Here is a 20,619-nt window from a genome sequence, read left to right as displayed (position 1 = left end):
CTGCGCACAACTGCGATAAAGGTTTGCAGTTGTGCGCGTTGTGTTTTCTAAAGGACATCTGCCGTGAACGCTACTACCCGCTCCGACAATGCCAGTTCTAGTACCGCCAGTGGGCCAGATACTGCCTGCGCCGATACTGCCAGCACCGCCGCGACCTTTACCCGCTTCACCCGGCGCCAGCATGTCATCGCCTGGGCTGTGCATGCCTTCACGCTGACCGGTTTGGTGTGGGCAACGCTGGCTGCGGTCGCACTGCTGGAGGGCCGCCCACATTGGATGTGGCTCTGGCTGGGCATTGCCCTCGTCGTCGATGGTGTCGACGGCAATATGGCGCGTAAGCATCACATCAAGGAAGTCGTCCCGTGGTTTAACGGCGCAGTGGTGGACAACATCGTCGACTATCTCACCTGGACCGCCATACCCGCGGCTTTCATGGTTATGTATCTGCCGCTGGGGCCACGGCCGTTGGCGATTGCCCTGATCATTTTGGTTCTGGTGTCGTCGATGTTCTGCTATGCCAACGAAGCCGCCAAGTCTGGCGACTACTACTTCGTTGGTTTCCCCGCCGCGTGGAATATCGTGGCGGTCTTGCTGTGGGTATGGAACGCGCCCATGGCGGTGTGTATCTCTGCCATTTTTATCTTCAGCGCAATGACGTTGGTGCCGCTGCACTACACGCATCCATTCCGCGTGGAACGCGGCCGGATTGCCAACATTGCCGCAACGTTCATCTGGATTGTCTCGACCGGCATGCTTATCGCAGGTGAGACGGCGGTAGCGTCGTTAAGCAAGGCGTCTATCCACGGGCTTGTGGCTGTCAACGTTGCCGCCGGTGCCTGGCTGATTATTGGCGGCGTGCGGCGCTCGCTTAGCGGTCGCTAGCGGCAGTTGGTGGGTGGTTGGCGCAGGATTGCGGAGATGGCGCGGTCGCGCAGCCAGCGGACGTATTCGACGGCGCAGGCTGCAACAATTAACGCAATGACAAAGATGGTGACCCACACCGGATAATCGCGTCCGTTGGCCCAGAAATAGACATAGGGCGAGACGAAAGTCACTACGGTGATCAGGAGCCCCAGCATTCTTCGGCCGAATGAGCGGCCGGTGATCATCTCGACAATTCCCCAGGTGTAGGGGATAGCGGTAATGATGTCGATGCTCCACAGCACCCAGACATTGCCGTGGAATCCGGGGACGAAAACCACAGGTAGCGCGCGGAGCGAAGAGTAGACCATCACCACCAGGTAGGCCAACACTTTCGGGTTGTAGAGCAGGCGCCACACGGGGTTGCGCTCGATGAGTTTGGTCCCGACTTTGCGTAGTGCATGCAGATCCTTTTGCTGCATGACCAGCGTATTTGTTCCCTCCAGCAGGTAAGCGAGCAGTTTTTGCTGCACGCGACTGCCGTGTGCCCAGGCCTGTACCAGCTCGCTTGGCGAGATAGCGATGGGCACCAGTGGTTCTCCGCGCTGCTTCAGTGCAGTTGGAAGCTCGAGGGTACTGTCATCGAGCTTATCGACGGCCAGTTCCGGGCCCACCACATGAACGATGTCGCCGCCGAGGATGTTTTGTACCTTGTCCACATCACTTTCGGGCAGCGAGCTGAACCAGAGTAGCTGCCGGGAGGAAATTGCCATCCGCAAGGCGGTGCCCAGAGCTTCTGCCGCGTCATCGATGGCGTAAAAGTCCTGCGTGTTGGTGTGGGCGAGTGAACGCAAGCTGTCGATTGTCACGACATTTTTGGCATTGAGCTCGCTGAGGCGGGCCACGCCGGAAATATCGATGACCGCCTGAGGGTCAAGGGCGAAAGCATGGGTAAAAGGAAGGTCGAGTATCGAGCGCATCGCAAGGAGCCGCTGGTGTCGCTGGTGTCCAACCAGGGCTGAATTCTGTGCGCTCATAGTGTTTTAGCTTGCCACAACTTGCGCTTCTCACCAGCAACTATACGGTTCGGTCTGTCTATTGGCAGGTGTTCTACCCTGTGAAAACTTCATTAAGTTGGACTTTTTTCGCTGTGTAGAGTAGCTTCTAATCCACTAATAGACAGGTCTGTTCATTATGGCTTTGATGGCGGACTGGCTCATAAATTTAGGAGAAACACTCTCATGCTCATCTCAGGACTAGCGCTGGGCGCCGTGCTCGGCTTTGTTATGCAGCGAGGACGCTTCTGCGTCACCGGCTTCTTGCGCGACATCTTCACTCAGCGCAGCTGGCGCGGCTTCGTCGCCCTGCTGATTGTTATTTCCGTCCACGCCATCGGCCTGGCCGCACTGACCAGCGCCGGCGTGATTACTCCCGAATACAACGAGCTGGCACCACTGGCCGTTATCGTCGGTGGCGTTATCTTCGGACTTGGTATCGTCCTGGCCGGTGGCTGCGCCTCGGGTACCTGGTACCGCTCCGGTGAGGGCCTGATCGGCTCCTGGATCGCACTGGTCTTTTACGCCCTATCCGCTGCTGCCATGAAGACTGGCTTCCTCAATGGCCTGCAGGATTCCCTGAAGGACCGCACCGTCGGCCTGACCAGCATCCACGCCTCTCTGGGCATTAGCATCTGGCCACTGGTGATCGCGCTGAGCGCCGTCACGGCATACTTCGCTGTCCGCTTCCTGCGCGAAGAATTCTCCGGTCCGCGCCCGGCCACTCTGGCGCCACGTAAGTCCGGTCTGGCGCACATTCTGACTGAAAAGGCCTGGCACGTGTACGCCACCGCCGCCATCGTCGGTGTACTTGGCGTTATCGCATGGCCGCTGTCCGCCGCCACCGGCCGCAACGACGGCCTCGGCATCACGACTCCGTCCTCCAACCTCGCCAACTACGTTGTCACTGGTGACACCGAGCGTTTCGACTGGGGCGTCCTCCTCGTCCTCGGCATCCTCGTCGGCTCCTTCATCGCGGCCAAGGCCTCCGGTGAATTCCGCCTCCGCGTCCCGGATGCCACCCAGGGCGCACGCTCGGTCGTCGGCGGCATCTTCATGGGTGTCGGCGCTGCGTGGGCCGGCGGCTGCACCGTCGGTAACGGCATGGTCCAGACCTCGCTGTTCAGCTACCAGGGTTGGCTCGCACTGGCGTCCATCGCCGCAGGTGTCGCTATCGCCGCAAAGCTCTGGCTGAAGCCGTCCGCACCTTCGCTTAACGACGTCCCGAGCACCCCTTCCACCACCAACGACACAGCGGTATCGGCAACTGCTCCGGTCACTTCGACTGCTACTTCGCCTGTGTCCCTGCCGGGTAGCGAAGGTGCCGGTGCCGCTGGCACCGAGGCCTCCCCGCTGGCGGGTGCCTTTACTGTCGCGCCGGTAGCGTTGCTCGACCGGAGCGTCGTCAAGCAGGAAGACGGCAAGCTCACGCCACTGGGCGATGGGCGTTACGAGCTCGACACCGTCGGCGCGGTGTGCCCATTCCCGCTGATCGAGGCCAAGGACGCGATCAACAAGATTGAGGTCGGCGAGGAGCTGGTGATCCCATTCGACTGCACCCAGGCCACGGATGCGATTCCGCGCTGGGCTGCGAAGGATGGCCACAAGGTCACCAACTTTGAGCAGACCGGTGAAGCTGGCTGGACGATTTCCGTCCGCCGCGGGAAGTAAGGCATGGTGACGGCGGGAGAGCGCTGTTAGGGTGAGGGCATAGATTGATTGACATCAACAACAAAGGAGCTCAACCATGGCAAAGAATATTCGACCACTAGATGCTCTCGTAGCCGCGGGTGCCGCCAGCGTCCTTGTGCTGGCCGGTTGCTCCTCCGATGATTCGGCTAGTACTGAGGCAAGCAGCACTGTTAGCGAAACCAGCTCTTCCGTGTCGGCCACCAGCTCTGAGGGGCATGACGACATGGATGATATGGACGATGCCGATGAGCATGGCGGTCATGGTGACCATGGTGATGACGCGATGGCCGGCCATGACCATCCGGCCGATGGTGGTCCGGCTCCAGAGGGAATGATTGCGGCGGACAACGCGAAGTTCCCGGTCGGCAGTGAAGTGCAGGTTCTCGCCGATCATATGCCGGGCATGAAGGGTGCAGAAGGCAAGGTTGTTGGTGTTTTCACCACCACAACCTACTCCGTTTCCTACACCCCGACCGATGGCAGTGAGCCGGTGAAGGACCACCGCTGGGTCGTTCATGAGGAGCTGGAGAACCCAGGCGAAGCACCGCTTGCCGACGGCTCCGAGATCACCATCAACGCCGAGCATATGGCGGGCATGAAGGGGGCCAAGGGCACTGTTGACTACTCCACCCAGGAGCCGGTGTACATGGTCGATATTGACGATGATGGCATGACCATGAAGAACCACAAGTGGGTTACTGAAAGCGAGCTTGCTCCGGAGGACTAACTAGTTAGGCTTAGTCCGCCACTTCTAGGTTGGTTGCTTCGGGCCGGTTGCTTCGGCCTAACTCAATCCATTAAAACCGGGTATCACGCAGGAAGTGTGGTGCCCGGTTTTTTTATGCTTCGCGCCTATGCTCCGTGTCCAAAAACCTTCGGGTAGCGCGTGGTCCGGCTGGGTGCGGAGACGGCGGGGACGGGGCCGGCGAGGGCAGGGGCGGTCGGCCACTTGTCGATGAGCTATTCACCTGTCGATGCGCTATAGCGTGGCCATCAGTGAATAACGCATCGACAAGTGCTCAGGTAGACCCCACAACGTGCGCATAAGTGGCGGAAAACCATCGATAAGACAACGGAAGTCATCGACAGGTCACGGAAAACCATCGATAAGTCGGCAACACCAGTGCGCCTGCTCAGTCCACTCAGCCCCGAAACTGGTATTAATTCGCCGCGTACCTGCATTGGCACTTTCTTAATCAGAAGTGCATTCGCGCATCTCTAAGCGCATAACCCCAGTTCAGTCGGGTGTTAAAAAAGCGTTAATAGGTGCCCGCCGCAGTAGGTATGGGTGTTTTATAACTGTCATGTTTGTAGACATTTTGCTTCTTCTACTCACCATTGCGGCCTTCCTGCTACTGCAGGGCTGCGCAAAGGCGGTGAAGAAACTATGACGTGGGAATTGATCGTCGGCGCCATTTTAGGTTTGGCGGCATTGGGCTATGTCCTGGTCGCCCTGATTGATCCGGAGCGATTCTCGTGAGCAACGTCATTATGGGATTTGTCCCGGTAATCATCGTGATGGCCGCACTGGCCATCCTTTACATCCCGCTCGGCAATTACATGGGGCGGGTATTCACCACTGATAAGCACTTGGGTGTTGAGCGCGGTTTCTACCGCGCCATCGGTGTGCGCCCAGAGGCCAACCAGCACTGGACAAAGTACACCGCCAGTGTGTTGAGCTTCTCCGCTGTCAGCGTCATCTTCGTCTACCTGCTGCAGCGAGTGCAGCAGTGGCTACCGCTCAACCACGGCAAGGGCTCAGTCTCTCCGGACCAGGCGTGGAACACCGCGGTGTCGTTTACCACCAACACCAACTGGCAGTCCTACTCCGGTGAAGAAGCCATGACGGTGCTGACTCAGATGGCTGGCCTGGCAGTTCAGAACTTCGTCTCCGCCGCAGTCGGTATTGCAGTGGCGGTGGCGCTGGTTCGAGGCCTGGCCAACCGTCACGGTGACGGCAACATCGGCAACTTCTGGGTAGATCTGACTCGTACCGTCCTGCGAGTGCTGCTGCCCATCGCCGCTATTGGTGCAATTCTGCTGATTTCGCAGGGTGCCATCCAGAATTTCTCGGCCCCACAGACTATCCAGACTGTCACCGGCGGCAGCCAGACTATCCCGGGCGGTGCCGTGGCATCGCAGGAGGTCATCAAGGAATTGGGCACCAACGGCGGTGGCTACTTCAACGCCAACTCCGCGCATCCATTTGAAAACCCGAATGCGTGGACCAACATGCTGGAAATCTTCCTTATCCTGTTGATTCCGGTCTCGTTGACCAGGGCATTCGGTGTCATCATCGGTGACAAGCGCCAGGGCTGGGCAATTCTGTCCACCATGGCGGTGCTCTACTTCATCTCTCTGGCTGTCGTTATGTCCAGCGAGACTGCGCTGCAGACCTTCCAAGGTGGCGGCATGGAGGGCAAGGAAATGCGCTTTGGCGTGCTGCCGAGTTCCTTCTTTGCGGTGACCACCACCATGACGTCGACAGGCGCGGTGGACAGCTTCCATTCCAGCTACTCACCACTGGCAGGCGGCATGCTCATGCTGAACATGCTGCTGGGCGAGATCAGCCCTGGCGGTGTGGGCTCCGGTCTCTACGGCATGCTCATCATCGCCATCCTGACCGTATTCATCGCCGGCCTGATGGTCGGCCGTACCCCGGAATACCTGGGCAAGCGCATTGGTGTTTCGGAAATCACCAAGGTTTGCCTCTATATCCTGGTCATGCCAGTGCTGGTGCTGGCAGGTGTCGGTATCTCCACCATACTGCCGTCGACGCTGGACTCCGTGTCCGCTGATGGACCGCACGGTTTCTCCGACCTGATTTACGCCTTCACCAGTGCGTCCAACAACAATGGTTCGGCATTCGCGGGCTTCGGTGCCGATACCCCGTGGTTCAACATGAGCCTCGGTTTCGCCATGCTGTTTGGTCGCTTTCTTCCAATTGTCATGGTGCTGGGTCTGGCTGGTGACTTCGCCAAGCAGCGACCAGCCGCCGAGACCGCTGGCACCCTGCCAACTCACCGACCGCAGTTTGTCGGCCTGACCGTTGCCATCGCAATCATCGTCAGCGCCCTGACCTTCCTACCAACCCTCGTCCTTGGCCCGCTGACGGAGGCCCTGTCATGAGCAAGAATTCCAACGCATCTTCCGCATTTTCTCCCAGCGCACTGAAAGCGGCTCTGCCGCTGGCGCTGAGCAAGATGAACCCGCGCCAGCTCATCGCCACCCCTGTGATGTTCCTGGTCGAAGTCGGTGCCGCATTTACGCTGGTCCTGGCCATTGCGCACCCGTCGCTGTTCAGTATTTCCATCACAGTGTGGCTGTGGTTGACGGTACTTTTTGCAACGCTGGCGGAAGCCGTCGCTGAGGGCCGCGGCAAGGCACAGGCGGAATCGCTGCGCGCTTCGCGCACCACCTCTGATGCCTTCAAGCTCAACAACGGCGCCAACGCCGCTGCAGCACTGGAGAACCCAGCCGCGCAGACCACCAAGGTCGCGGCCACGGACCTGGTTCCGGGTGACATCGTCATCGTCTCCGCCGGCGAGCCGATTCCCGCCGATGGCGACGTGATCGTCGGCGCTGCCAGTGTCGATGAGTCCGCCATTACCGGTGAGTCCGCGCCGGTCATCCGCGAGGCCGGCGGTGATCGGTGCGCGGTCACCGGTGGTACACGCGTGCTTTCCGACGCCATCGCCATCGAGGTCACCACCATGCCCGGTGAGAGCTTCATGGATCGCATGATTGGTCTGGTCGAAGGCGCACAGCGCAAGAAGACTCCGAACGAGCTGGCACTTGGTTCCCTGCTGCACGTGTTGACCCTGATCTTCCTCATGGTCGTCATCGCCTTGGCACCAATGGCTGTCTTCAACGGCGCTGAGCAGGACCCATTGGTACTGGTCGCACTGCTGATCTGCCTGATCCCGACCACTATCGGCGCGCTGCTGTCCGCTATTGGTATCGCCGGTATGGACCGCCTGGTTCAGCACAACGTGTTGGCCATGTCGGGCCGTGCGGTTGAGGCCGCTGGTGACGTCGCCACGCTGCTGCTAGACAAGACCGGCACCATCACCTTCGGTAACCGTCAGGCTGCGGAGTTCTCCGAGGTCGGCGACACCACGCACGCTGAATTGGTACACGCCTGCCAGCTTTCTTCGCTTGCCGACGAAACCCCCGAGGGCCGCTCCATTGTCGAGCTCGCGGAAACCGAATCGAATGAACGCATCGACGAATCCGTCTATGCCAATGCGACCTTCATTCCCTTTACCGCTCAGACTCGTATGAGTGGTATCGAGTTCCCCGCTACCGGCGGCGAGAAGAAACGCAAGGTAGTCAAGGGTGCCGCAATGGAGATTGTGAAGCTGATGAAGTGCATCGGTGCCACCGTGCCGCCCGAGGTCGATGGCATTGTCCAGCGCATTTCGGAAGCGGGCGGTACCGCGCTGGTGGTCGCCGAGGTATTTGGCGGCGACGAAGTAACCAGCGGTGAGTCCGGACGAGTGCTGGGTGTTATTTATCTCAAGGACGTCGTTAAGCCTGGCATGCGTGAGCGTTTCGATCAGCTGCGTGAAATGGGCATTCGTACCGTCATGATCACGGGCGACAATGCGGTGACGGCGCATGCGATTGCGAAGGAGGCCGGCGTCGACGATGTGCTCGCTGAGGCCACCCCGGAGCAGAAGCTAGAGTTGATCCGCAAGGAGCAGTCGAAGGGACGCCTGGTCGCCATGACCGGTGACGGCACCAACGATGCACCGGCATTGGCGCAGGCAGATGTGGGCGTGGCAATGAACACTGGTACGTCGGCGGCGAAGGAAGCGGCCAACATGGTGGACCTGGATTCGGATCCGACCAAGCTCATTGACGTGGTGGGAATCGGCAAGCAGTTGCTGATTACCCGCGGTGCGCTGACCACCTTCTCCATTGCCAATGACGTGGCGAAGTACTTCGCCATCATTCCAGCCATGTTCGTCACGGCGCTGCCTGGCCTGGACAAGCTCAACATCATGAACCTGCATTCGCCGGAAAGCGCCATCCTGTCTGCAGTGATCTTCAACGCGCTGGTGATTGTCGCCTTGATTCCGCTGGCTCTCAAGGGCGTGAAGTACCGCGCCGGGTCGGCTGCCTCACTGCTGAGCCGCAACCTGCTCATCTTCGGTGTCGGTGGCATCATCGCACCGTTTGTCGGCATCAAAATTATTGACCTCCTGCTCTCCGGAGTGTTCGGGATGTAAGTGCCTTGGCCTCGCGCCAAACGGCGCAGCCAGCGCACAGCACTTGGCATCTCGCAACATGTGAAAAGAATCGAGAAGGACATGAACAAGAACTTTCGGTTGGTATCCACCACAATCAAGGCATATTTGCTGCTCACCGTGGTTATCGGCCTGCTGTACCCAGCCGCAATCTGGGTAGTGGGGCGAATCTGGTCCGATAACGCTGATGGCTCGATGATGTATGACTCCGCAGGCAAGGCCCAGGGCTCGGAGCTCATTGCCCAAGAAGTGACAAAGCCGGGATTTTTCTACCCGCGCCCGTCTGCTGCGGGGGATAATGGCTACGACGCGATGTCGTCTTCGGCATCGAACGTGTCGCCGTATAGCAAGGAGTTCCAGGCTGAAATCGAACAGCGCCGCACCGATGTCGCTGCCCGCGAGGGCATCGACCCGGCCCAGGTACCGGTGGAGGCAGTCACCGCCTCCGGTTCCGGTCTGGATCCGCATATCTCCGAGAAGTACGCACAGCTGCAAGCACCGCGCGTGGCCAAGGAGCGCAACCTGCCACAGGCAGAGGTTGAGCGGTTGATCTCGGAAAATAGTGAAAACGCAATTACGGAACAGGGCTCGCAGGATGGTGGGCGACTGGTCAACGTCGTAAAGCTGAACGCCGCTCTGACAGACGGACAGTAAGCATCCTGCGATTGGGCAAGGTATGGCAAGTAAAGGTCTGTAAGAAATGGCCAAGCGAGGAAAACTGAAGGTCTACCTGGGGTTCGCCCCGGGCGTGGGTAAGACGTGCGCCATGTTGAGCGAGGGGCACGATCTGTACTCCCGTGGGCACGAGGTAGTCATTGGTCTGGTGGAACACCACGGTCGCGAGCGGACGAAGAAGCTCATCGAAGGCCTGCCAGTGTTGGATTGTCGAAAGGTGTCCTACCGCGGCAACACCTATCGTGAGCTGGATGTTGATGCGATTATCGAGATGCGTCCCGAGGTCGCCCTCGTCGATGAGCTCGCGCACACCGTCGTTACCGATGAGCCGGACAACGAGTTCGTTCAGCAACGCAAGCGCTGGCACGATGTCTACCAGCTTCTCGACGCAGGCATCGACGTCATCTCGACGATGAACATCCAGCACTTGGAATCGCTTAACGACGTCGTTGCGGCCGTCACCGGCGTGCGCCAGATGGAGACGGTACCCGACCGTGTCCTCCGCGATGCGGACGAGATTGAGCTCATCGACTTGAGCCCGGACGCCCTGCGCATCCGCCTGTCTCGCGGCGAAATCTACCGCAAGGAGCAAGCGGAACTAGCGCTGCGCAAGTACTTCCGCCCGGGCAACCTCAGCGCCCTGCGTGAGCTGGCACTTTTGTGGCTGGCTGACAAGGTCGAGGAGGTGCTCGATGCCTACCGCGAAGACGAGGAGATCGACGACCACTGGACCACGCGTGAGCGCGTCGTGGTGGCCGTGCGCGATGATGAGAACGCGGAGTCCATGATTCGCCGCGGTGCTCGTATGACCGGTCGCGTGGCCGGCCGCGAGATGATTGTCGTGCACATTACCGGCGAGGACGACGGCCTTGACCGCGGGTATCTGCGTCGGCTGCGCAAGCTGCAGGATCTCACCGAGTCGCTGGGTGGGCAGTGGCGCACCATCGTGGGCGATGATGTGCCGGGAATTCTGCTGGAGTTCTCCCGCACGGTCAATGCATCGCAGCTGGTCATTGGCTCGGAGCGAGGACTGCGGCGCTATGTGGGCTTAAGTACCTCGCAGCGCATCATCGACCAGGCTGGGCCCATCGATGTGCACATCATCTCCTCAAGCTCAGAGAAGAAAGCCAAGCGGCGCAAGAAACTGCGCTCTCGCTTTTCCAAGGAGCGACGCATCACCGGTTGGCTCCTGGCACTGGTGGGGCCAGTGCTACTGACGTTGCTGCTCTACCAGCTGGACACCGGCCCGGAGTTCCTGGGCGTGCTGCTGCTGACCTATCTAATGCCGATAGTCTTCGCCGCTATGGCGGCAGGGTTGGTGCCAGCGCTGGCGGCAGTGGTGGTCTCCTCAATTCTGGCAAACTGGTACTTCACCGCTCCGGTGAATACCCTGACTATCACCGAGCCGGCCAGCTTGGCTCAAATCCTGCTCTTCGGTGTGATTGCGGCGGCTGTGGCGACGGTGGTGGAGCGTTCCGAGCGCCGCCGCGAGATGGCGGACAGGAGTTTGCATCAGGCAGTCGTAATGTCCGAGTTGGCACACGGTGTCGTCCACGATGGCGACAACATGTCCAACCTGGTCCACAGCTTGGCGGATACGTTCTCGATGGAGCGCGTGGACGTGCAGCGTTACTCCTCAGAGCGCAAGAAGTGGTTGACCATTGTCACCACCGCCGAACACGGCTTGTCCGAACCGTGGCCGACAGAGCTGCCGATGACTAAGGTCAGCTCCGGCGATGACCTGCGCTTTGTGCTCAGTGGCCGTGAACTCACCGCCGCTGAGACTGCCATGATTGCGGCTCACGGTTCCCGCATCCGGGCGCTCATGGACATGGAGGAAATCGCCGCGATGCGCCGCGCCACCGCTGCCCTCGAGGCGGGCAACCGCGTGGGCAGCGCGGTGCTGACCGCCGTTTCACATGACCTGCGCACACCGCTGGCCAGCATCAAGGCTGCGATCTCCAGCATGAACATGGAGGACGTTGAGCTTGACGACGAAACGCGTCTCATCCTCATGGAGACAATCGAGAGTTCCGCTGACCGCCTAGAGGTGGTCATTGGCAACCTACTCGATGCCAGCCGCATCGACTCCAGCACCAAGCGGGTGGAAAGTGTGCCGGTTAGCGTCTCCGATGTTGTGGACGCGGTATGTGCGGAGCTGCCGGAAGCCGCAGGTCACATTGACCGCGATATTGACCATGACGCCTGCATGGTGGAAGGCGATCCTGGGCTGATCCAGCGCATTGTTTCCAACATCGTCATCAACGGCCGTCAGTACGCACCGGAGTCGAGCCTGACCATTCGTACGCGGCCCAGCGAGCGCGGTGTGCGCGGTCCCGCCGACATGCCGGTTATGGGCTCGCTGGGTGCTATCGCTGCGAGCGCATGCATAGACATTTTGATCATTGACCACGGTAAGGGCATCCCGGAGGATAAGTTGGAGGAGATTTTTCAACCGTTCCAACGCCTTGGCGACTACTCGGCACAATCTCAGGGCCTTGGTCTGGGACTTGCCGCCGCCTCGCGTTTTGCCGACGCCATGGGAGGCGCCATCCGCGCCGAACAGACACCCGGCGGCGGTGCTACCTTCGTGCTGACGTTGCCGCGTGCAATGGGCGAGAGAAAGTAGGATTCCATGAATCTCAGTTCAGGACAACCCGCTGGTCAGGCTGGCAACAAACCCGGGCGAAAGATACTCATCGTCGAGGATGATGTCGCCATGGCCCGCACTGTGCTTGTCAGTTTAAAAGCCCGCGGTTACGAGCCACGTGTCGCGCAAACGGCCACGCGGGCGTTAGCCGCGGTCAGCGAGTGGAAGCCCGACGCCGTTCTCCTGGATCTGGGCTTGCCCGATGTCAGTGGCCTGGAAGTTCTGCGTTCTTTGCGCAGGTGGAGCGATATTCCAGTGCTGATTGTCTCCGCACGTCACGACGAGGCGGGGAAAATCAACGCCCTCAATGAAGGGGCCGATGACTACGTCACCAAGCCTTTCTCGATGGGGGAGTTGTTGGCTCGGCTGCGTTCAACCATGCGGCGTGCTAGCAAAGTAGTGGTCGAAGAGGTGCCGAAGGTGACCTCCGCAGATGGTCATCTAATGGTTGACCTGGCCAAACGGCAAGTTCTCGTGGCGGACGAGCTCGTGCATCTGACCCCGCGCGAGTGGGACATCCTGGTCTACCTGGTGCAGCATCGTGGCGAACTGGTGACCAAACTGGAGCTTCTCAAGGCCGTCTGGGGTGACCAGTACGAAAAAGAGACCAACTACCTGCGCGTTTACATCTCCCAGCTGCGCCACAAGATTGAGCCTCAGCAGGCTCACAACAAGTACTTGCGCACTGAGGTGGGGGTCGGTTATCGCATGGTGCTGGACGAGGAGTAGCAGCCGGCTGCTTGCCCGTTCTTGCTTGCCCGCCTGCACGTTCCCGCCTTCCCGCTCGCCTGCCTGCCTCTCCTCGCGACTTCACGACACCTATGTCACCTCATGCCACCTCCACAGCTGGCACGAGGTGACATAGGTGTCGTGAAGTGCGATCTGCCCCAGCCCAGAGGGTGGAGTGAAGTGCTGTGTGTGGGGGGGGGGCGGCACCGCCCAGCTACAGATCCAAATCCAGCGAAGCGCCCGGAATAGCGTCCAGCAGCCGCTGGGTGTATTCCTTCTCCGGGTGGTCGAAGAGATCGTCGGTAGGACGGTGTTCAACCATCTTGCCGTGCTCCATCACGATGACCTCATCAGCCACCTGCCGCACCACAGCGAGGTCATGCGTAATAAAGAGGTAGGCCAAATCCATCTCTTCCTGCAGCTCAGCAAGCAGTTCGAGCACCTGAGCCTGAACCACCACGTCGAGGGCTGACACCGCCTCGTCACAGACCACAACCTCAGGGTTCAGGGCCAGTGCACGCGCAATCGCAACACGTTGACGCTGGCCACCCGACAGCTCACCGGGGAAGCGGCGACCCATCTCCGCGGGCAGCGCGACGCGGTCGAGAAGCTCGAATACGCGCTGCTCACGCTCCTGCTTGGTGCCAATCTTGTGAATTTGCAGCGGCTCCTCGATGGAGGAATGCACCGTGCGCATCGGGTCCAGCGTCGCATACGGGTTCTGGAAAATCGGCTGAATGCGACGCCGCAGCTCCAGCTCCTCTTTACGATTCCGGCCCTGGACGCGTTTGCCGTCGAAAAGCACTTCGCCTTCGGTCGGATCGAGCAGACCCAGCGCCATGTTGGCGACAGTGGACTTGCCCGAACCGGATTCGCCCACGATTCCGATGGTGCGACCGCGACGCAGCGTAAAGCTGATGTCATCGACGGCGCGGAAGGAATCCTTGCGCCACGGACGGTCGCCGCGGATGGCGAAGTCGCGCACCAAGTTCTTCGCGACCAGAATCTCCTTCTGGTCCGCATCCGATGTCGTCGGCGCCGCCACCACGCGATCACCGCGCCGGGCAGCCAGCGACGGAGCCGCCGCGATTAGCTGCTTGGTGTATGGATGCTGCGGGCGGGTGAGAACTTGCAGGGCAGGGCCGGTCTCCACGACACGTCCTGCTTGCATAACGACGAGTCGGTCAGCGCGCTCGGCAGCCAAGCCGAGGTCATGGGTAATAAGCACCACGGACGTGCCGAGTTCGCTAGTGAGCTTGTCGAGGTGGTCGAGGATCTTCTTCGCCACGGTCACGTCGAGAGCGGAAGTGGGCTCATCGGCAATCAGCAGCTTTGGGTGCGCGGCCAAGCCCATCGCGATAAGCGCGCGCTGGCGCATACCACCGGAGAACTCGTGCGGGTACTGGTCGATACGCTTTTTAGCGTTCGGCAGGCCAGCCTGTTCCAGCAGCTCAATCGCCTTTTTGTGGGCCTCGGAGCCAGTGGCGATGTTGTTGGCGCGCAGCGCCTCCTTAATCTGGGAACCGACGGTCCACACTGGATTGAGATTGGTCATCGGATCCTGGGGGACCAGGCCGATGCCGTTGCCGCGGATGCTAACAAACTCGCGGTCGGTCAGGTGTGTGATGTCACGGCCATCGAAGGTGATGGTGCCACCGGTGACTTCACCATCACCGGGCAACAGCCCCAGCGCGGCGTGGACAGTGGTGGACTTACCCGAGCCGGACTCGCCGACAATGGCGACCGTCTCACCGGGGAAAACCTCCAGGTCGACGTCATGCACCACATCGGTCAACGATTTACTGCGGCGGCCGGACGCTGTGGTCGTCGGAAAGCCAATGCAGACATCCTTCAAGGTGAGAATGGGCGCTGCGGAAGTATTGGTGTCGGTGCTCATCGACGACGCTCCTTCGGGTCGAGAGAATCCTTCAAAGCGTCACCCATGAGGATGAAGCCGAGAACGGTAATCGCCAGGGCGAGTGCTGGCCAGAACAGGTTGGACGGGGCCTGGCGGAGCACCTGCTGTGCGACAGAGATGTCGTTGCCCCAGGAAACGGTGGTCGTCGGCAGGCCAATGCCCAGGTAGGACAGCGTGGCCTCGGCGACGATGTAAATACCCAGTGAGGTCGTGGCCATGACGATGACAGGGGCGAGGCAGTTCGGCAGCACATGGCGGAAGAGAATGCCGGTGCTGGACAGACCGAGCGCCTTGGAGGCGGTGACGTATTCCTCGTTCTTCACCGAGATCACCGAGGAACGCACCACGCGCGCCATCTGCGGCCAGCCGAAAGCAGCGAGCACGAAGACCACGGACCAGATGGTGCGTTCGGTAAACAGCTGCATCAGCACGATGCCGGCGAGAATCAGGGGGATGGCAAAGAACATGTCCGTGATGCGGGAGAGCACCGCGTCGACCCAACCGCCGAGATAGCCAGCGATGGCACCGAGGATGATGCCCACCACGGTCACGGCCAGGGTGACGCCGATGCCGACGATGACCGAGGCGCGGGCACCGTAGATGACACGGGCGTAGACGTCGTAGCCCTGCTGAGTGAAGCCCATCGGGTGGCCGTCGCGGGCTGGGGCCAGCGAGTCACGCAGGTTTGCCGCCGTCGGGTCCACAGAGGTGAACAGCGACGGGAATGCGGCCACTGCGATGGAGAGCAAAATAATGAATGCGGAAACCCAGAACAGTGGGCGGTAACGCAGGTTCTGCCAGGCCGAACCCCAGAGCCCCAGCGGCGGGGTATCCGGTAACTGCTTGTGGTCGGGGTTCGTCGCCTGGGCGGCGGGGGCCTGCGCGGTGCCGGACTGTGCGGTGCCGGTATGCGCGGCGTTGGCCTGCTTTTCTGGCTGAGTCGAATCTAACTGCGTCGAATCTGGCTTAGGCATAACGAATCCTCGGATCCAGGACTGAGTAGAGCAAGTCGATGAGCAAGTTGGCGAACATGTAAATAACCACCAGGATGGTCACGATGCTGACCACGGTGGGAGCTTCACCAATCTGGACGGCGTGGAAGATCAGGCCACCGATACCGGGCACGTTGAAGATGCCCTCGGTGACAATTGCGCCGCCCATCAGAGCCGCGAGATCAGCGCCGATGAAGGTCACAACGGGAATCAGCGAGTTACGCAAGATGTGGCGGCGGGTGACTTCAGAGGTTGGCAAGCCCTTGGCGCGGGCAGTGCGCACGAAGTCGGCATGGCGTGCCGACGAGACCTCGGAGCGCGTCAGTCGCAGAACATAAGCAACCGAGACGAGACCCAGCACGAATGCCGGCAGCAGCAGGGAGGTAAAGGAGGCATCGCTACCAACGGTGGGGGAGACAATCTCCCAGCGCACACCGAAGAGGTAGCGGGCCACGAAGCCGAGCACGAAGGTCGGAGTTGCGATAACCAGCAGGGACATCACCAGAACGGTGGAGTCGAAGAAGCCACCCTTGCGCATACCGGCAATAACGCCGAGGCCGATACCGAAAATGGCCTCAATGGCAACGGCCATCAGCGCCAGGCGAATCGTAATAGGGAAGGCCAGCGCGATTTCCTCGCCGACCGAGCGACCGGAGAAGGTCTCGCCCATATCCAGGGTGAACAGGCCCTTGAGGTACTCCCAGTACTGGACGAGGAAAGGCTCATCCAGGTGGTAGTGGGCGCGCAGTGCTGCGACCTGCTCCGGTGGCAGCTGCTTATCGCCAGCCAGTGCGGCAATGGGGTCGCCTGGCATGGCGAAGACCATTGCATAAATCAGCAGTGTGGCACCGAAGAAAACCGGCACCATCTGTAGGAGTCTCTTTCCGATATACCAACCCATGGTGCTAGTCCTTCTCAATCATTGGGTAGTCCAAGATGCCGTCCCACATCACTACGGCATTGCGCAGCTTCGGGTTCCACGCCACCGAAGCATTGGGGTACCACAGCGGAATCGCTGGCAGGTCCTCCATCAGCACAGACTGAGCCTTGACATAAATCGGCTTGGCATCTTCTGCGCTCTTTGCCGAGGCCGCCTCCTGAATCAGCTTGTCGAACTCCGGGTTCGAGTAGTGGTAGTCATTCGAGGAACCGCCAGTGACGAACTGCGGGATCATGTAGTTGGCCACTGACGGGTAGTCCGCTGACCAGCCAGTGCGGTAGCCGCTGGTGATGGTCTCGTTGGAGATTTCATCGCGCAACTGCTTGAAGGTCGGGTAGGCCTTGCCGTGGGAATCGATGCCGAGGGTTTCGCCAATCATGTTGGTCACCGCTTCGACCCACTGCTGGTGTCCGCCGTCGGCGTTGTAGGCGATGTCGAACGAGCCGGTAAACGGTGCAATTTTGTTGGCTTCGGCCCACAGTTGGCGGGCCTTCTTCGGGTTGTATTCCAGCACCTCTTGGCCAGGTACGTTCGGGTCAAGGTCGCCGAGCGTCAACGAGCTGAACTCGCGCGCCGGGGTGCGGGTGTCGAAGAAAATCTTCTCAGTGATCAGTTTCCGGTCAATCGCCATGGAAATCGCTTGACGACGAAGCTTGCCCTCTTCACCCGAAAAACCTGGCAGATTTCGCGGAATTGCGAAGTACTGCGAAGACGAGGTCGGGACGTTTGCGCTGGAGTCGGGGAAGTCCGTTTCGAAGCTGGCCAGGGCTGTTGGTGGAATTGTGCGTGGCAGCGTGTCCAGGCGGCCTGCCTGGAGGTCTGCATATGCGGTGTCCACGTCCGAGTAGAAGCGGTAGACCAGGCCGTTGTTGCGAGCCTTGTGCTCACCGGCGAAGTCATCATTGCGAACCACAGTTAGCTGGTTGTTGTGCAGCCAAGCGCGGCCTTCGGCCATCTTGTACGGGCCATTGCCGATTGGGTGTTCACCGAAAGCCTTCTTGTCTTCGAACGCGGCCTTCGGCAGCGGCATAAACGCGACATAGCCGAGGCTGAGCGGGAAGGAGGAATCTGGGTTGGTCAGATCCACGGTGAACCTCAGGTCATCGACCTTTTTCAGGCCGGAGAGGGTTTTCTCCGTGGCCTTTTCTCCCGAGACTGCATCAAAACCCTGCACGTTGGCGAAGAAGGACTGCTGCTTCTGCAGGTTCGGTCCGTAGGCAGCGTAATTCCAGGCATCGATGTAGCTCTGCGCGGTGACTGGTTCGCCGTTGTGGAAGGTCCAGCCCGGTTTCAGCGTGATGTCGAAATGAGTCGAGTCCTCGTTGGGCTTAATTTCTGCCGCATGATCCAGGATCATCGAGCCGTCGGTGTCGTAGCGCACCAGACCCGAGTAGAGCATGCGGAGGATATCGCCACCACCGGTTTCATTGGTGTCAGTGGTGTACAGCGGCGACTGTGGTTCGGAGTTCTGGACCACAATGAACCCCGCGCCGACCTGTTGCTGGTCAGTGCTGCAGGCAGCGAGCGCGGCTCCTGGCAAGGCGATTATCAGCAAAGCCGCCAGGATCTGGCGGACATGCAGCGTGAACTTTCCTTTTCCGCTGAGCGTTGTTGCGTGCAGTTTTGTGGCACGGGACTTCTCTCGCTGTCGGAGCTTCCGCCGGAGTTTCTGCCGGGTGTGGAAGGGGCCGGAGGCAACGGGTCTATGCATCGCGAGCCTTTCTAGATTCTGCCAGATAGGCGATATGAATTTGGCAATCGGCTCACTCCAAATGACTTAGATACCCACCTCCCACCTGCATAAGCAATGGTGGTGGTGACAACTTGGGTGTGGTGGACTCTAAGGTTTGGATACGACCGTTCAATACAGTCTCTAACCATACAAGTCCAAAAAACGTATGAGTATTAATCAGGCGAACCATCCCATATTTGACGGTGTCTTTCACCCTCGATTGGGGAGTTAATCCTGTGCAGTAGTGAAACGTTGTAACATCCTGGCACCCCCGCAGGGGTTGAGGCTGCTGAATTTCTGGCTGTCCCACTGCTGGGCTCCCGTCCGGACCCCATCCGCGACTTCACGACAGCTATGTCACCTCATGCCACCTCCACAGCTGGCACGAGGTGACACCCGTGTCGTGAAGTGGGCATTGGAGGAAGGACAGCGCATTAAGTCCCGCAGTACGAGCGGAAAGCACCCAACTCCCGCGGTGCAGGCTCCGTGAACCCCGCTGGGACGTCTTGCGTCTCAAAAGGGTTGGTTACCGCCTCCAGCAGGTGCCGATAGTCGGTCAGATCCCCCGCCCCTGCCGCCGCTAACGCTTCCGTGACCAGGTGGTTTCGCGGAATATACAGCGGATTCGTTTCCTCCATAAGTGCCAGGGCCGTCGTCCGGTCGATTCCCAGCTCCTCCCGCGTCTGCTTCCACAACTGCCCCCACTCAGCCGCGGCGGCGGGGAACGCAGGATCAGCGGTCAGCCTGGTCAGCGCAGCCAACGCAGCAACTGTATCCCCATCATCATCGGCCAGAACCTCAATCAGCGCCCGATGAGCATTCGTATGGTCGAGCCCAAACTTCGCCAGCAACGCCTGCCACTGCTGCACCAAGGGGATGGCCAGCGGGTCGTCGTAAAGCGAGGGGAGAATACCCAACTTAGGCAGCCACCTGCGGCTGAGCGCATCGGTGAACTCGTCGGCGAATTCGCTCAGGATGTCGCGGGCGCGTGCGAGGGCTTCCTCCGGGGTGCCTGCGAAATGCGGTAGCAATGTCTCCGCGAGCTTCGACATGTTCCACCCGGCAATCGTCGGCTGCGCGCCGAACGCGTATCGACCGCCTCGATCAATGCTGCTAAACACCGCCCGCGGATCGTGCGCATCCAGAAACGCACACGGCCCAAAGTCGATGGTCTCGCCCGCGATGCTGGCATTGTCGGTGTTCATCACGCCGTGGACAAATCCACAGGCCAGCCACGCCGCAACGAGATTAGCTTGCCGCTTGACGACGTCCCGGAGAACCGACTCCGCCGAACCTTCGTAGCCATGCCGCTGCGCGGCGAACTCGATGAGCCGATCCATGACTCCGGTGTCCGAACCGGAGCGTGCGACCAGCTCGAACGTGCCAACTCGCAGGTGGCTGGATGCTACGCGCACGACGATGCCGCCCGGTTGAAGTTCGGTAGTGGGGTCGGTGTTGTCGAATGGGGTTTGCGAGCCGCGGTAAATCTCTTCGCCAGTTTTGATGACCGCCAGCGCGCGGGTGGTGGGGATGCCGAGTGCATACATGGCTTCGCTGATGAGGTACTCCCGCAGGGCGGAGGTCAGCGTGGCTTTGCCGTCACCGCCACGGGAGAAGGGCGTGGGGCCGGTGCCTTTCGCCTGAATCTCGTAGGCCTGGGTGTTGTCGCTGTGGGTTGTCTCTTTGGGGCAGTCGGGCTGGTTAGGCGGACAGTGCAGCCCAGTCAGCCCCGGTTCAGCCTCAACTGTGGCAAGCAAGAGCGCGCGACCATCACCGAGTAGGCCTGCGAAATTGCCGAACTGGTGGCCGGCATAGGCCGTGGCCATCGGGGTGGTGTATGCGCCGGGTGGGGTATCGGTTTCCTTGCCGACTCCGTGATCGGCGCCGCGGCCAGTGAGGAACTTCAGGCCAGCGTCTGACCGGAGCCACTGTGGGGAGAGACCGAGTTGGGTCGCGAGCTCGTCGTTAAGCATGACCAGCTGCGGTGATGGGGCGGCGAATCCCTCCTGGGAGATAGCGAGTTCAGGCAGTGCGGTGGGAAGATCAGCGACATTTCGAGCCATGTGCGCAGTTTAACGGGTAGGCCGAATTGGGGTTGGCGCGCTGGTGCGTTCAGCGGTGCT

The 20,619-nt window shown here is 60.3% G+C and carries 15 protein-coding genes; 9 read left to right on the top strand and 6 right to left on the bottom strand.

Annotated features, from left to right (window positions below):
- The first annotated feature begins 63 nt into the window (after positions 1-63).
- Entirely contained in the window at positions 64-882 is an 819-nt protein-coding gene (locus AB1Z34_RS01960; RefSeq protein ID WP_367157816.1) for a phosphatidylcholine/phosphatidylserine synthase, read from the top strand.
- Here AB1Z34_RS01960 and AB1Z34_RS01955 read toward each other — a convergent pair.
- Positions 879-1,898: a hypothetical protein gene (locus AB1Z34_RS01955; RefSeq protein WP_070549958.1), complete on the bottom strand. Its 1,020-nt coding sequence runs from the start codon at positions 1,896-1,898 to the stop codon at positions 879-881. The genes AB1Z34_RS01960 and AB1Z34_RS01955 overlap by 4 nt on opposite strands.
- A gap of 204 nt (positions 1,899-2,102) precedes the next feature.
- Here AB1Z34_RS01955 and AB1Z34_RS01950 point away from each other — a divergent pair, with 204 nt between their 5' ends.
- The 8 genes from AB1Z34_RS01950 to AB1Z34_RS01915 all read left to right on the top strand — a co-directional run bounded on the left by AB1Z34_RS01950 (position 2,103) and on the right by AB1Z34_RS01915 (position 12,914).
- Complete coding sequence (locus AB1Z34_RS01950) at positions 2,103-3,587, top strand: YeeE/YedE thiosulfate transporter family protein (protein ID WP_367157815.1); 1,485 nt, start codon at positions 2,103-2,105, stop codon at positions 3,585-3,587.
- Between the two features lie 76 nt (positions 3,588-3,663).
- Positions 3,664-4,335 carry a YdhK family protein gene (locus AB1Z34_RS01945; RefSeq protein WP_210384691.1) on the top strand — a complete coding sequence of 224 codons (672 nt, stop codon included), beginning with the start codon at positions 3,664-3,666 and terminating at the stop codon, positions 4,333-4,335.
- Between the two features lie 660 nt (positions 4,336-4,995).
- Positions 4,996-5,088 carry a potassium-transporting ATPase subunit F gene (locus tag AB1Z34_RS01940; RefSeq protein ID WP_016421618.1) on the top strand — a complete coding sequence of 31 codons (93 nt, stop codon included), beginning with the start codon at positions 4,996-4,998 and terminating at the stop codon, positions 5,086-5,088.
- Between the two features lie 11 nt (positions 5,089-5,099).
- A complete protein-coding gene (kdpA, locus tag AB1Z34_RS01935; RefSeq protein WP_367157833.1) occupies positions 5,100-6,737 on the top strand; it encodes a potassium-transporting ATPase subunit KdpA in 1,638 nt (545 codons plus the stop codon).
- A complete protein-coding gene (gene kdpB, locus AB1Z34_RS01930) occupies positions 6,734-8,842 on the top strand; it encodes a potassium-transporting ATPase subunit KdpB (RefSeq protein ID WP_049181801.1) in 2,109 nt (702 codons plus the stop codon). The genes kdpA and kdpB overlap by 4 nt, the downstream gene beginning before the upstream one ends.
- Before the next feature lie 81 nt (positions 8,843-8,923).
- A complete protein-coding gene (gene kdpC, locus AB1Z34_RS01925) occupies positions 8,924-9,514 on the top strand; it encodes a K(+)-transporting ATPase subunit C (RefSeq protein WP_048734312.1) in 591 nt (196 codons plus the stop codon).
- 46 nt (positions 9,515-9,560) lie between these two features.
- Positions 9,561-12,164, top strand: coding sequence for an ATP-binding protein (locus AB1Z34_RS01920; RefSeq protein ID WP_038626891.1), 2,604 nt, complete (start codon positions 9,561-9,563; stop codon positions 12,162-12,164).
- 6 nt (positions 12,165-12,170) lie between these two features.
- Positions 12,171-12,914: a response regulator transcription factor gene (locus tag AB1Z34_RS01915; RefSeq protein ID WP_049181799.1), complete on the top strand. Its 744-nt coding sequence runs from the start codon at positions 12,171-12,173 to the stop codon at positions 12,912-12,914.
- A 214-nt stretch (positions 12,915-13,128) separates the two neighbouring features.
- Here AB1Z34_RS01915 and AB1Z34_RS01910 read toward each other — a convergent pair whose 3' ends face one another.
- The 5 genes from AB1Z34_RS01910 to AB1Z34_RS01890 all read right to left on the bottom strand — a co-directional run bounded on the left by AB1Z34_RS01910 (position 13,129) and on the right by AB1Z34_RS01890 (position 20,559).
- The gene (locus AB1Z34_RS01910) at positions 13,129-14,811 is read right to left on the bottom strand and encodes a dipeptide ABC transporter ATP-binding protein (protein WP_367157814.1); all 1,683 of its coding nucleotides are present in this window, start codon (positions 14,809-14,811) and stop codon (positions 13,129-13,131) included.
- Positions 14,808-15,806: an ABC transporter permease gene (locus tag AB1Z34_RS01905; protein WP_256886890.1), complete on the bottom strand. Its 999-nt coding sequence runs from the start codon at positions 15,804-15,806 to the stop codon at positions 14,808-14,810. The genes AB1Z34_RS01910 and AB1Z34_RS01905 overlap by 4 nt, the downstream gene beginning before the upstream one ends.
- Positions 15,799-16,725, bottom strand: a complete 927-nt coding sequence (locus AB1Z34_RS01900; RefSeq protein ID WP_367157813.1) for an ABC transporter permease — start codon at positions 16,723-16,725, stop codon at positions 15,799-15,801. Before AB1Z34_RS01900 ends, AB1Z34_RS01905 begins: the two co-directional genes overlap by 8 nt.
- A 4-nt stretch (positions 16,726-16,729) precedes the next feature.
- The gene (locus AB1Z34_RS01895) at positions 16,730-18,475 is read right to left on the bottom strand and encodes an ABC transporter substrate-binding protein (protein ID WP_367157812.1); all 1,746 of its coding nucleotides are present in this window, start codon (positions 18,473-18,475) and stop codon (positions 16,730-16,732) included.
- A gap of 455 nt (positions 18,476-18,930) precedes the next feature.
- Complete coding sequence (locus AB1Z34_RS01890; RefSeq protein WP_367157811.1) at positions 18,931-20,559, bottom strand: protein adenylyltransferase SelO family protein; 1,629 nt, start codon at positions 20,557-20,559, stop codon at positions 18,931-18,933.
- Positions 20,560-20,619 lie beyond the last annotated feature (60 nt).

It is taken from the genome of Corynebacterium sp. 045007 (assembly GCF_040743205.1).
Classification (GTDB): Bacteria; Actinomycetota; Actinomycetes; order Mycobacteriales; family Mycobacteriaceae; genus Corynebacterium; species Corynebacterium jeikeium_D.
Note: the sequence above shows the minus strand (reverse complement) of the source record. Positions and strands in the feature narration are given on the sequence as shown.